The sequence below is a fragment of the Stenotrophomonas sp. P5_A9 genome (assembly GCF_056400525.1).
On record NZ_JBFULC010000001.1, the window covers coordinates 66889 to 80047 of the forward strand.

The 13159-nt window shown below is 66.9% G+C and carries 11 protein-coding genes; 3 read left to right on the top strand and 8 right to left on the bottom strand.

Going from position 1 to position 13159, the window contains the following annotated elements; all coding sequences use genetic code 11:
* The first annotated feature begins 33 nt into the window (after window positions 1-33).
* Window positions 34-459 carry an H-NS family nucleoid-associated regulatory protein gene (locus AC1DR7_RS00350; protein ID WP_478052554.1) on the top strand — a complete coding sequence of 142 codons (426 nt, stop codon included), beginning with the start codon at window positions 34-36 and terminating at the stop codon, window positions 457-459.
* Here the strand turns inward: AC1DR7_RS00350 and AC1DR7_RS00355 are convergent.
* Window positions 447-1133 carry a class I SAM-dependent methyltransferase gene (locus AC1DR7_RS00355; protein ID WP_457321506.1) on the bottom strand — a complete coding sequence of 229 codons (687 nt, stop codon included), beginning with the start codon at window positions 1131-1133 and terminating at the stop codon, window positions 447-449. The two genes, AC1DR7_RS00350 and AC1DR7_RS00355, sit on opposite strands and share 13 nt — an antisense overlap.
* A 308-nt stretch (window positions 1134-1441) precedes the next feature.
* Between AC1DR7_RS00355 and AC1DR7_RS00360 the strand changes: the two genes are divergently transcribed.
* Together AC1DR7_RS00360 and AC1DR7_RS00365 are read left to right on the top strand one after the other, a co-directional pair.
* Window positions 1442-3997, top strand: a complete 2556-nt coding sequence (locus tag AC1DR7_RS00360) for a TonB-dependent receptor plug domain-containing protein (protein WP_478050988.1) — start codon at window positions 1442-1444, stop codon at window positions 3995-3997.
* Window positions 3998-4191: 194 nt separating this feature from the next.
* Window positions 4192-4536, top strand: a complete 345-nt coding sequence (locus AC1DR7_RS00365) for a response regulator (RefSeq protein WP_256774371.1) — start codon at window positions 4192-4194, stop codon at window positions 4534-4536.
* Window positions 4537-4540: 4 nt separating this feature from the next.
* Here the strand turns inward: AC1DR7_RS00365 and AC1DR7_RS00370 are convergent, their stop codons facing one another.
* From AC1DR7_RS00370 to AC1DR7_RS00400, 7 genes are all read right to left on the bottom strand, one after another.
* Window positions 4541-7351, bottom strand: a complete 2811-nt coding sequence (locus tag AC1DR7_RS00370; RefSeq protein ID WP_478050991.1) for a hybrid sensor histidine kinase/response regulator — start codon at window positions 7349-7351, stop codon at window positions 4541-4543.
* A 287-nt stretch (window positions 7352-7638) separates the two neighbouring features.
* The gene (locus tag AC1DR7_RS00375; RefSeq protein WP_457319228.1) at window positions 7639-8955 is read right to left on the bottom strand and encodes a PQQ-dependent sugar dehydrogenase; all 1317 of its coding nucleotides are present in this window, start codon (window positions 8953-8955) and stop codon (window positions 7639-7641) included.
* Complete coding sequence (locus AC1DR7_RS00380) at window positions 8952-9368, bottom strand: DUF2231 domain-containing protein (protein WP_457319227.1); 417 nt, start codon at window positions 9366-9368, stop codon at window positions 8952-8954. The genes AC1DR7_RS00375 and AC1DR7_RS00380 overlap by 4 nt, the downstream gene beginning before the upstream one ends.
* A 62-nt stretch (window positions 9369-9430) precedes the next feature.
* Window positions 9431-10264 (bottom strand): alpha/beta hydrolase, encoded by an 834-nt coding sequence (locus tag AC1DR7_RS00385; protein WP_457319226.1) that lies wholly within the window; start codon window positions 10262-10264, stop codon window positions 9431-9433.
* Window positions 10265-10370: 106 nt separating this feature from the next.
* The gene (locus AC1DR7_RS00390; protein WP_457319225.1) at window positions 10371-10883 is read right to left on the bottom strand and encodes a hypothetical protein; all 513 of its coding nucleotides are present in this window, start codon (window positions 10881-10883) and stop codon (window positions 10371-10373) included.
* Window positions 10884-10954: 71 nt separating this feature from the next.
* Window positions 10955-12442: a serine hydrolase domain-containing protein gene (locus AC1DR7_RS00395; RefSeq protein WP_457319224.1), complete on the bottom strand. Its 1488-nt coding sequence runs from the start codon at window positions 12440-12442 to the stop codon at window positions 10955-10957.
* 34 nt (window positions 12443-12476) lie between these two features.
* Window positions 12477-13019: a hypothetical protein gene (locus AC1DR7_RS00400; protein WP_457319223.1), complete on the bottom strand. Its 543-nt coding sequence runs from the start codon at window positions 13017-13019 to the stop codon at window positions 12477-12479.
* Window positions 13020-13159: the final 140 nt, after the last annotated feature.

The window sequence follows — 13159 nt, forward strand, 5'->3', positions numbered from 1 at the left end:
GCCCCACTCGCCAACTCTTCACCCCGGAATTCCATGCCGCGCACGTCCCCCGGTGCTCCAGCCGCCTCATCACTCCCTGTTGCCCTGGACGATCTGCTGGCGCGATCAAGCATGGACGATCCGGCGCTGCTGCGTGCCGCCACCCGGGAAGCCTACGACCGCGTGACGCTGCTGCTCAAGGCCTGCTACCAAGACTTCAGCCCGGAGCAGCAAGCCAGGATCCGCGCGATCATCGGCGCCGACGCAGCGCCCGCACGGACCGCCCTGCCCAAGCGCGTCAAGGCCAGCAGACCGCCTCGCGAAGACCTGCCGCCACGCTTCTGGCTGCCCTATAGCGGTGAGACCTGGACAGGTCGCGGGCGTCCGCCGAAGGCGTTCATCGCCTGGGAAGGCACCGTCGCCCACACCGAGTGGAAGAAGCACCACCCCGACGAGCGTTTCCCCACCTACCCCGGCTGATCCTGCACGGCGTAGGCAACCCAGCCGCGGAACGACAGCGCAGCGTAGAACAGCGCGGGCCGCTCGAAACCGGCCTGCTCCAGCAGCGTCACCTCTTCTTCCGGCGCGAGCGTGGGCAGCCTGCTGGCAATCGCCTCGGCGCGTGCTTCGGCGCTCTCCCCGCCGATGCCGCGGGCGGTGACGAACGCGGCCCAGCGTTGGAACCACACGCGCTTTTCATCCGGATCGCGGGGCACGCTGTGGTGGGCGACCACCAGCGGTGCGCCCGGCCTCAGGCGGCGCCGGAGTTCGCGCAGGGTGTGCAGGCGTTCTTCGCGCGATAGAAAGTGCAGTGTCAGCAGACACGTGGCGCCATCGAACGCGACGACGGGCGCAGCATCGATGTAGCCCTGGATCAGTTCGACGCGCGGGGACAGGCTGCCCAGCACGCGCGTGGCCAGCGCGAGCATCTCCGCGGACGGGTCCACGCCGGTGAAGTGCCAGTCGGGGCTGCACTCGGCGAAGACGCGCAGTTCCATCCCTCCGCCTGCACCAAGCACGAGCACCCTGCCCGCCTGCGGAACCCGCTCGGCGAGCAGCACGTGCGCCATCTGATGCAGCGCCTGCACACCCGGTACCTGACGGACGAGCGTGTCGGCGTAGCGCGCTACCGCATCGGGATCGGAAAAGGACATGACGGCCTACGGCGGAAGATGGCGTTTAATGTAACAGTGACAGTTACATTTATGCCAGTCGTCCGCCCCGCAGCACGGGGGGACGTTCGTACGACGCACCGCCCGGCCGGCGCATGCAGCACACCCGTGTTGCAGCTGCATTTAACTTCTGTTAATTATTGCTGCAGCGCAGCAGATCCCCTGCCGCGCAGGGAGAACCCATGGGATGACCCACTAAGAGAACGGTACCTCCAACACTCCGACTGCAAGGTGCACGCATGAACGACAGCATTGGCAAGTGTGTTCACGCTCCGAAAGCAATTTCGCCATTGGCATCTGCAGTACACGTGGCGCTGGCCACCACCCTGCTGTTCTCCAGTTCCGTTGCGACGGCACAGGACAGCACACCCCCAGGCACGGCGGACGCCGCTACCCTGGAGACGGTTTCGGTTCTGGGCAGTCGTACCAAGCCGCGCACGGTGTCGTCCTCGGCAGTGCCGATTGACATCATCAGCGGGGAAGAGTTCCGCAACCAGGGCGCCACCGATGCGCTCGACCAGTTGCGGGTGCTGGTCCCCTCCTTCAACGTCAGCACGATTCCCATCGACGATGCCGCCAGCCTGGTGCGTCCGGCCAACCTGCGTGGCCTGCCGCCGGACAACACCCTGCTGCTGGTCAACGGCAAACGCTTCCACCGGGCGGCGGTGATCACCTTCCTCGGTCACGGCCTGTCCGACGGTGCACAGGGCCCGGACCTGTCGGTATTTCCATCGCTGGCGTTGGAACAGGTGGACGTGCTGCGTGACGGCGCGGCCGCACAGTACGGGTCGGATGCGATTGCCGGGGTGATCAATTTCGGCCTGAAGAAGCTGCGCGAAGGCGGCAGCGCGGAGGTATTCACCGGAAAGTACTACCAAGGTGACGGGCTGACCACGCAGTACGCGGCGCAGATCGGCCTGCCCTTGACCGCGCGTGGTTTTGCCACGCTTACCGCCGAATGGCGCAAGGCGGACGACACCTCGCGCAGCGTGCAACGCGACGATGCCGCGGCCGCCATCGCCGCCGGCTACCCTGGCGTCGGGCAACCGGCGCAGACCTGGGGCTCGCCGCAGGTGAACAACGATCTGAATGTGGTGGCCAACCTGGGCCTGTCCACCGACAGCGTGGACCTCTACCTGTTCGGCAACTACGCCAAGCGCAAGGTCGACGGCGGCTTCTACTACCGCGACCCCACCGCGCGCTCGGGGGTGTACTCCAACGATGGCGGCGACACCCTGCTGGTTGGCAATCTGAGCGGTGCCGGTGCCTGCCCGGGCATCGCACTGCGCGACGGGGGCGGCAACCTGCTGCCGTACAGTTCGGTGAGCGCGGCGGTGGCGGCGCTGCCGTCGAACTGTTTCACCTTCCTGTCCACCCTGCCGGGCGGCTTCACCCCGCGCTTCGGTGGCTCGCTGGAAGACGCGTCGGTGGTGGCCGGGGCCAAGGGCCTCTGGGGTGACTGGTACTGGGATGTGAGTGGTTCATGGGGCCGCAACGACATCGACTTTGTCATCTACAACACCGTCAATGCCTCGCTGGGCCCGGCGCAGCCGCAGGGCCTGTCCTTCCGCCCGGGTGGAAACACCCAGACCGAAAAGAACCTCAACGTCGATGTGAGCCGCGATATCGCCACCACGTTCACCGCCCAGCCGCTGCGTCTGGCGCTGGGCGCGGAATGGCGCGAAGAGAGCTTCACCATCAGTCCCGGCGACGGTCCATCGACCGCGATCGGGCCGCTGACCGAACAGGGCTTCGCGCTGGGTTCAAACGGCTTCAATGGCTTCAGCACGCGCACCGCCGGCACCTTCGATCGCCGCAACTGGGCCGCCTATGCCGACCTCGAGGCGCAGCTCACCGAGCGCCTGCTGCTGGCCGGCGCACTGCGTTATGAGGACTACGATTCGTTCGGCAGCACCACCACCGGCAAGTTCACCGCACGCTTCGATGTCAACGAGGCATTCGCGTTGCGCGGCGCCTACAACACCGGCTTCCGTGCGCCCACGCCCGGCCAGGCCAACATCAGCCAGATCAGCACCGTGTTCGGTGGCACCGCGCTGGAAGACATCGCCACGCTGCCGCCGACCAATCCCATCGCCCAGCTCAAGGGCGCCCGCCCGCTCACCCCGGAGGAATCCCGGAACGTGTCACTGGGTGCGGTCTGGACCCGTGGCGACTGGCTGGTGACGTTGGACGGCTACCAGATCAAGGTGAAGGACCGGATCGCGCTCAGCACCAGCTTCGTGGTGACCCCGGAAGAACGCGCGGCGCTGGTGGCCGGCGGCAATCCGGAAGCAGCATCGATCTCGCAGGTGACCTACTTCGGCAATGCCTTCGATACCACCACCACCGGCGCCGATCTGGTCACCAGCTACAAGAGCAACCACTTCGGCGGCGTCACCACCTACGCCGTGGCCGCCAACTGGAACCGCACCGAGGTGGACCGTTACGACACCGATTTCATCGATGCCGCGCGGGTCTACAAACTGGAGAAGTCGCTGCCCCGCACCAAGGGATATTTCAGCATCCACCACCAACGGCAGATCTTCCACGCCAACCTGCGCCTGAACTACTACAGCAGCTGGTACGAAGACCACCTCGACAGCGGCGTGATTTCCGCCGCCGACGGTGGCCTGCCGATCTACGGTGGCAGCGCGATGCTCGTCGATGCGGAGGTGGGCTGGGCATTCGCGTCAGGAATGTACATCAAGTTGGGCGCGCAGAATCTGTTCGACCGCGTGCCGTCGAAGAACCCGTGGTCGGGCGTGGCCGGTGCCGAGTATCCGGTGCATTCGCCTTATGGATTCAACGGCGGCTTCTATTACGCACGCGTGGGTTGGAAGTTCTAGGCCAGCAGGCCGGACACTGCGGCGGGGCCTGAACGCTGGGCCCCGTCGCGAAATGATGACAGCACCTTCCCGATTGATGCACGGCAGACTAACGCGACATGGCGCTACTCTGAACCTCCGCATCCGCTGGCCGATGCTTTACCCGACCACTGCTGGAGGTTTCATTGCCCTCTCCTCACGAACGATGCCGCGTACTGCTGGTCGAAGACGATGCCGCCATCCGCGAGATGACCCGGGACATCCTCAGCGATGATGGCTTCGACGTCCTGCCCACTGCCGATGCCGAAACCGCCCTGCACTGCCTGAAGACCGAGGGCCCGTTTGACCTGCTGCTCTCCGATGTGGGACTACCGGGCATGGACGGTCGCGACCTCGCCCAGATCGCCAACGCGCTCCACCCGACGATGCCGATCCTGCTGGTGACCGGCTACGCCGGTACCGCGGGGGCCCGTCCGGACTTCCTCTGCGGTGACATGAAGCTGCTGAGGAAACCCTTTACGCTCAAGCAACTGCTGGGCACGGTGCACGAACTCATCTAGGCACTCACGTCGCGCCTTCGGTGGACAGCAACGCCCGCGCCCGGCGTTCCAGTTCGGCAGCGGTGAACGGTTTGGTCAGCACTTCCATGCCCGCCTCCAATTGCCCCGCACCCACGGCAGCGGAGGCGGCATAGCCGGTGATGAACAGCACCGGCAGGCCCGGGCGCACCTGGCGCCCGGCGTCGGCCACCTGCCGGCCGTTCAACCCACCGGTCAAACCAACGTCGGTCACCAGCAGGTCGATGCTCTCATCGGATTGCAGGGTTTCGATGGCGCGGCCGCCTTCCGGCGCCTCCAGCACGCGATAGCCCGAGCTGGCCAGCACTTCGGTGACCAGTGCGCGGACCGCGTCCTCGTCTTCCACGACCAGTACCGTGCCCACGTTTGCCACGCGGTCGTGTTCACCGACATCGGGCGCCGGCTGCGCGCTGTGCTCGGCGGCCTCACCGGCAAAACGCGGCAGGTACAGGTGCACGGTGGTGCCGTGGCCGGGTTCGGAGTCGATGCGCACCTGGCCGCCGGACTGGCGAGTGAAGCCGTAAATCATCGACAACCCCAGGCCGGTGCCCTGCCCGATCGGCTTGGTGGTGAAGAACGGCTCGAACGCCTTGGCGATCACTGCCGGCTCCATGCCGCTGCCGGCATCCCGTACCGACAGGCATACGTAGTCGCCGGGCGGAACCTCCAACTGCGCCGCTACGACGTCATCGAGTGCCACGTTGGCCGTGCGGATCGCCAGCGGGCCGCCCTCGGGCATCGCATCGCGCGCATTGATGCACAGGTTGAGCAGCGCGTTTTCCAGCTGCGGCGCATCCACCAGCACCGCCCACGGCGAGGACTGAAGGTCGGTGGTAATCGAAATCGACGGCCCCAGCGTGCGCGAGATGATATCGAGCATCTCGCTCACTCTGTCTTCGACCACCACCGGCGTGGGCGCCAGCGTCTGCCGCCGCGAGAACGCCAGCAGGCGCTGGGTCAACGCGGTGGCCCGCGCCGCGCTGGACTGGGCCATCTCCAGGTAACGTCCGATATCGTCGAAGCGTCCCTGCTCGATGCGCAGTTCCAGCAGTTCCAGGCCAACGGAGATGGCAGTCAGCAGGTTGTTGAAGTCATGCGCCAGGCCACCGGTGAGCTGCCCCACCGCTTCCATCTTCTGGCTCTGTCGCAGGCGCTCTTCGGCCACCTGCAGTTCGGCGCTGCGCGCCTGCACGCGCTCTTCCAGGGTCAGGGTGAGCTGGCGCAGCTGCTGTTCGGCCTGTCGCCGCTCGGTCACATCCGAGGCGGTACCGAACCACTCGGTCACCTCGCCGGCATCGTCCAGCAGTGGCACCGCGCGCATCAACACCCAGCGCACGCTGCCGTCGGGCAGCAGGGCGCGGTGTTCCAGTCGCAGTGGCTGGCGCTGGCCCATCGCCAGCGCGATGGCCGCCTCCAGCGCACCGCGATCGTCCGGATGCACCCGCTCCTCGCGCCAGCCGGTGATGACGGGCAGGATTTCGGCCGAGGCACCGGCACCGAGGATCGGCCGCATCTCGCGCCAGTCAGCGGACGTGGCATACAGCGACTGCGAAGAGGCACTTACCAGCGCGCCGAGTCGTCGCTCGCTGTGCGCCAGCGCCATGCCGGCACGCTGCTGTTCGGTGCGATCGCCCAGCACCTTGACGAAGCCCAGCACCGCGCCGTCCTCACCGCGCAACACCGTCATCGATCCGTTCGCCCAGAAGCGCGCACCGGATTTGTGCTGCAGCCAGCGCTCGCCGCTGACACCGCCGGCGTCGATGGCGATCTGCTGGTTGTGCTTCAGGCGCCCGGCGTTGATGTCTTCAGGCGTGTAGATCACCTCGACGCTGCGGCCAAGCATCTCCGCCTCGCTCCAGCCGAAGAGGTGCTCGGCGCCGGCATTCCACAGGGTCACCCGGCCTTCCAGGTCGGAGGCGACGATGGCGTAGTCGCTGGCGCTGTCGATGATCTGGCGGTTGCGCGCTTCCACCTCGCGCATCGACCGCTGCAGCTCCATGTGCGGGGTGATGTCCAGACCCTGCACGAACACGCCGGCGGTACTGCCGTCCTCGCCCAGCACCGGCTGGAACACGATGTCCAGCTGGCGTCGGCCGCTGGACGGATCGGTCGCCAGCGGCGCATCGTAGATGACTTCGCTGCCGGTATACGGCTGGCCGGTGCGGTAGACCTGGTCCAGCAATGGCAGGAAGCCCTGCTCCACCACCTCCGGCAGCGCATCGCGGATGCACTTGCCGAGTACGTCACGATGGCCCACCAGCCGCTCGTACCCGGGGTTGGCCAGCTCGATGCGGTGCTCGGGACCGCTCAGGAACGCCATGAACATCGGCGACTTGTCGAACAGCGCGATCAGGCGCTGGTTCTCCTGGGCAAGCCGTTGCTGCGCGACGATGGCCTGGGTGACTTCCTTGGTGACGCAGAATGCGCCGCCGACGCTGCCGTCATCCAGGTAGATGGGTGAGAAGGAGAAGGTCCACCAGGTGTCTTCGGGAACACCGCCCCGCGCCATGACCACCGGCATGTTCTCGAAGCGCGAGGACTCGCCGGCGAAGGCGCGCTCGATCGGCGGCCGCACGGCGTCCCACGCATCGGCCCACAACTCGCGCAGCGGTGCACCCAACGCGCCTTCCAGACGTGTGCCCAGGATGGGGCTGTAGGCGTCGTTGAAGAAGAACGTCAGTGCATCACCCCACACCACGTACATGCTCTCGGGCGAGGCCAGCATGAGGTTGACCGCATTGCGCAGCGCGCTGGGCCAGGTCTCGACCGCACCGACCGGGGTGGCGTGCCAGTCCATCGCCCGCACCCGCTCGGCGACGACACCGTTACCGGCCGGGAAGCGCCCGAACGCAGCGCTCACGCGCAGCGCTCCGATGACGACGCCAACACCGCGCACGTGCGCACCACTGGGAATGAGGGGGCAGACAACATTGAGGCACCGGATCTTGAGCGAAGGCGTTGCAGGCACGCGGACATGAGGCGACGGGCGCTACAGCGCCCGTCGCAATTCGGTCAGCAATTTACGCCAATTGTGGCAACGCCGCGTCAATGCGTGCACATTGACGCATCGACATCCTGTCAGGTTCAGTTCGGCGCTGCCGCCCCTGCTGCCGGTGTCACCCGCCAGATGGTGTTGGACAGGTCATCGGCAATGATCAGCGCACCACGCGGATCAACGGTGACCCCGACCGGGCGGCCCCGCGTCTTGCCGTCATCGCCACGGAAGCCGGTGGCGAAATCGATGGGATCGCCGGCCGGACGGCCATTGCTGAAGGGAACGAAGACCACCTTGTAGCCGGCCGGCGGGTCGCGGTTCCAGCTGCCGTGCTCACCGACAAAGGCGCCATCGGCGAACGTCGCGCCCATCGCCGGGGCGGAGAACGACACGCCGAGTGCGGCCACGTGCGATCCCAGGGCGTAGTCCGGTGCGATGGCCGAGGCCACTTTCTTCGGGTTCTGCGGCATCACGCGGCGATCCACGTTCTTGCCCCAGTAGCTGTACGGCCAGCCGTAAAATGCGCCTTCGCGCACCGAGGTGAGGTAATCGGGCACCAGGTTGGGGCCGATTTCGTCGCGCTCGTTGACTACCGCCCACAGCGCGCCGGTGCCGGGCTGGATCGCCAGCGCGGTGGGATTGCGCAGGCCAGTGGCAAACGTTTTATGTGCGCCGCTCGCCGCGTCGATCTGCCAGACCTGCGCACGATCGATTTCAACGTCCAGGCCGCGTTCGGTGATGTTGCTGTTGGAGCCGATGCCGACGTAGAGATAGCGGCCGTCGGCGCTGGCGGCCAGCGACTTGGTCCAGTGGTGGTTGATCGCCGCCGGCAGGTCGGTGACCTTCACCGGCGCTGCGCCGGCCTTGGTCTGACCGGCCTGATAGTCAAAACGCACCAGCGCGTCCTGATTGGCCACGTACAGCGCACTGCCGATCAGCGCCAGGCCATAGGGCGCGTTGAGTTTGTCGGCAAACACCGTCTTCATCTCATACACACCGTCACCATCGGCGTCGCGCAGCAGGGTCAGACGGTTGCCGCCCTTGACCGGCGTGGTGCCCTTGGCCTTTATCTTCCCGGCGATCACGTCCTTGGGCTTGAGCGCCGGTTCGTTGCCGCCACGGCCTTCGGCCACCAGGATGTCGCCGTTGGGCAGCACCAGGGTCTGGCGCGGAATGGCCAGATCGGTGGCGATCGCGGCGATGCGGTAGCCCTTGGGCACAGTCGGCATCCGGTCGCCCCAGGCGGACGGCGTGGCGATGGTCATGTCCGGCATCAGCCCACGGTGCGGCTCGGGCAACTCGGGCGTACCCCCGATCTGATGGAGCTGGGGCGCCTGGCCGCCGCAGGCAGCCAATGCCGCCGCCAACACCGATACCGATACCCCTTTGATCATCTGACGGTTCATCGTGCACCTCCCACGCGCAGGCTGGAAAACCCGATCCACGTCGCCACCAATGCCAGCACGGTGCCGATCACCGACAACACCAGCCCGGCCGGCATCACCGCCCACGCATCGCGGGCGTGCTGCAGGCAGTTGACGAAGCCAACGCCCCAGGTGACCGCCAGGACCACGGCATAGCCAAGGTTGCGACGGCCACGAACCAGCCCGACGATGCCGCAGACCAGGGCCAGCGTGGTCATCACCATCGCGCCGACCAGCAGCCACGCGGCGAAATTGCTCCACTGCGGCTGGTACGTGCCCCAGTAGGCGTAGTCGGCCAGCAGCGCGCCGAGGAACAGCGGCAGCACGCCGCCCAGCACGGCGGCGTGGAAGGGATGGATGGCCCAAGGGCGGGCCAGGACGACGGTTGAGTTCACGGCAGCCTCCGAAACTAGGGGTCGGTCGATGGTGCCACCTGCGCGTGATGAAGGATGTGAGGTTAGAGCACCTGGATTTCCTTGAGCCAGGTCCCCACCAGCGTCGGCCATGACGATACCGGATGCCCGGTAGGGCGCATGCCGAACGCATGCCCACCCTTGGCAAACAGATGCACCTCGGTGGGCACGCCGGCCGCGTCGAGCGCGCGCGCATAGACCGTGCTGTTGCAAATGCTGTCGACAGGATCGTCCCAGGCCTGCAGCAGGAAGGTCGGCGGCGCCTGATCGGTGACAGGCAGGCCGGGGTCCAGCGTGTCCCCTGCGCGGCACAGGTGCCCTGGATACAGGGCGATGGCGAAGTCCGGGCGACTGCTTATCTCATCCACCGCATCGACCGCCCGGTAAGCAGGCTGGAGGATGTTGCTGGTCTGCGCGACCAGATAGCCGCCTGCCGAGAACCCGATCACGCCGATCCTGTGGGGGTCCACGCCCAACCCGGGCGCGCGGGCACGCAGCATCCGGATCGCCCGCTGCGCATCCTGCAACGCGAACGGCACCGGCGGGGTGATGTGGCAGTTGCAGGACTTGTTCCAGTAATGGTTGCCGCCCGGCACGCGATATTTGAGCAGCACGCAGGTCATGCCCCGCGCGGTGACCCAGTCGCAGATCTCGGTGCCTTCGATGTCCATCGCCAGGATGCTGAAACCCCCACCGGGGAAAACCAGGATCGCCGCACCGGTGTTGGCGCCCTTGGGCGGCAGCACCGTGATGGTCGGCTCGCTCACGTTGGCGATGGCCAGATAGTCGTGACCGGTCTTCGTCCTGACCGTGGATACCGATTCGGGCGCGGGCCGTGCCTGCGGCCGGTCCGGCGCGCCATTGGGCCAGAGCGGCACCTGCTCCGATCCTGCAGGCGGCACCCAGCCCGGCCCCTCACCCGCAACGGCCGCGGCTGCGGCTGCGACCAATGACATCAGGGAAAACAGCACGCCCACCAGCGTCCTACGCATCGCCATCCTCGAGTTTTGAGGAAGATGGCAGATACCCATCGACGGATAGGCGCTCGTAGGACGTGTCGAAATCCAGATAGTCCTCGTGCAGGCCTTCCACCCGGCGTCCGGTCGGCGCGCCGTCGGCATCGGTTTCCATTAGCTGCCAGCCGGGCATGCCTTCTTCCGGCGCGGCAGGCCCCTGATCCAGGGCCATCACGAAACCGTTGCCCAGTGCCTTGCCATAGGCCAGCAGCAAGGCGTGCAGCGATGCCGACGGCACCGCGGCACGCAACGCATCCAGCGTGTGCTGCAGCTCGGGCTGGTCGTACAGGGCCTCGGTCAAGGTGTCATCCACCGCATCGGCAAGCCGGTGCACGTCACGAAGCATGAGGAAACGGGCGAACTGGGGAATGTCCTCGCCCAGCTCACTGCGCACCCAATCCTTGGGTTGGGTGCAGCCGGCGGCGTGCATCGCTGCGGCAAGGCGGGTGCGACGCTCGCCATCGCGTACGGAACGATTCATGTACCCGGCGTCCTCTGCACGCGGCAACGGTAAGGTCAGCAGCCAATTCTACGCACCTGCGATACCGTCGGTCACGGCCGATGGCGCGTACCCACATAGGTGTTCGCGCCACGCAGCAGGTCGAAGCCGGCAACCAAACCGTCCTCGCCGCGCTTGAACACCACGCTCATGTCCTGTGCGGTCATGAAGAAGCGCGTACGCGATTCGGCAAACAGTTCCATGCGCTGCGCACCGAACAGATCGCTCTGGAAGTAGAGGCGATCCCCCTCGGCAATGATGGCGGCCGGTTGATCCTCCAGCGTATAGGCGCCGGCGGCCGCCGCGTTGAGGGCCGCATCCGGGGCCAGCGCGGTCTTTTCGATCCGGCCGAACTCGGGCCATCCGTACTCGGCCGAGATGCTGCCGAGCAGCTCGGCGATCAGCGCCGCGCCGCTGTCGCTGTTGGTCAACACCACCACGCCTTGCCCGGTATGGCTGTAGCCATACAGTTGCGCGCGGAAGCCGTCGGTGCCGCCGCTATGGCTGAAACTGGTCCCTGCCCCAAGCGGTTCGACGTAGAAGCCCAGCCCGTATTCGCCCAGGCCACGGGTCAGCAGCGTAGCGGTCATGGCGCTGGACAACACCTTGCCCGACTGCCTCCCCTGCGCCTGCTGCACCTCGATCACGATCCTGGCCAGGTCCGCTGCGGTGGTCCACAGGCCTGCCGCTGCGGACTCGGGATAGATCTGCCAATGCCCGGGAACGGCGCTGCCATCGCTGCGGTGCCCCGTCGCCGCCCGGTCCTGCCACGCTGGCGGAAGGGTCAGCGCATACGTGCTGTCGCGCATGCCGAGCGGCCCAAGCACCGTGCGTTGCATCAGCAGGTCGAACGGCGCCTTGCCGGCTTCGGTCATCATCAACTGCACCACGCTGAAGCCGCCGCCCGAATACCGCCACCGCGTGCCCGGGGGGACGTCCACCCGGATCGGATCAGAGTTGGCTGGCGGCGCTCCATCAAGCACCTGCAGCAGCGATGGAATCGCCTGCCCCGGCGCGTAGCCGTGGAAACCGTGCACTGTCATACCCGCCGAGTGGTTGAGCAGCTGCCGCAGCGTGACCGGGGCGGTGCGGGTGAATATGTTGTCGGGAATCTTCCACGCACGCAGGGCATCGTTGGCCGGCGCATCGAGCGACAACGCGTGCTGCTCGACCAGATGCAATGCGCCCATCGCCGTGACGGCCTTGCTGACCGAACCGGCCTGGAACAGCGTGGCCGGGCTTGCAGGCCGGGCGGTGGCGGCGTCCAGCACCCCATACGCCCGGACCCACTCGACCTTGCCGTGGTTGACCAGCGCGATGCTCACCGCCGGGACGTGATGGAAGGCCATGCGCTCGCGCAGCGACCAGCTCACCGGGGGCACGCCCTTGACCGTCACCGGCGTGGACAGGCCGCGCTCGACACGGTCGATGCGCGCCTGGACATCCGCCGGCTCCGCTGACGCGGCGGCGCGCGTGTCAACCCCGGCGCAGGCAGTGAGCGTCAGCAACAGCGCGCCCAGTACAGTCGAGATGGGTTTCATATCCTGTGCGCCGGGAGGGCGTGCAAGCGGCGCATCAGTGGGGCCGTCGCGCTTGCAGCCGCTCGGCCATGATCACGTCCATGGGCGTGTCATCCAGCTGCGCGCGTATGGCCTCCACCACGGCAAGGAACTGCTTTTTCTGGATGACATAGCCGATCACGAAAATCACCGGCAGCAGCAGCAACGGTGCAGCGCTTGGCCGCAGCGCGATGATGGGCACCAGCGCGAGCACAAACGCCACCGGGAACCAGCTGCACAGCCCCAGCACGCGCACCTGGTTGCGCTCGGCATCGACCACGATCAGGCCGCGCATCAGCGGATAGTAGCGGCGCTGGGCGAACCCGAAGCTGCCGCGGAACGCGACCAGACCATCGGGGAATCGACGGAACGCCAGCGTCGCCCCCTGCCCGGTCGCCAGGTCTCGCTCCAGGCTGCCCGGTGTCAGCCGCGCCCGGGCGTCGGCCGGGGCGGCGATGCGCCGGTCGAACAGGGTGATCCCACAGACGAAGTACAGGCGATTCCAGGCCATCTGGAGAACAAGCTCCATCAGCAGCAACGCGATCAAAGCGATAGCCATCGGTCATCCGTCGGTAGGTGGCGCAACGCCTTCCCCGCGCTGCGCCCCACAGCATACCCGAGCCCCGTCCCTCCCCGGCCACCACTCATCCCTTTGTCCCTGCCTTCATCCCCACGCCAATGGCGGCGGGCCTTTCGGCG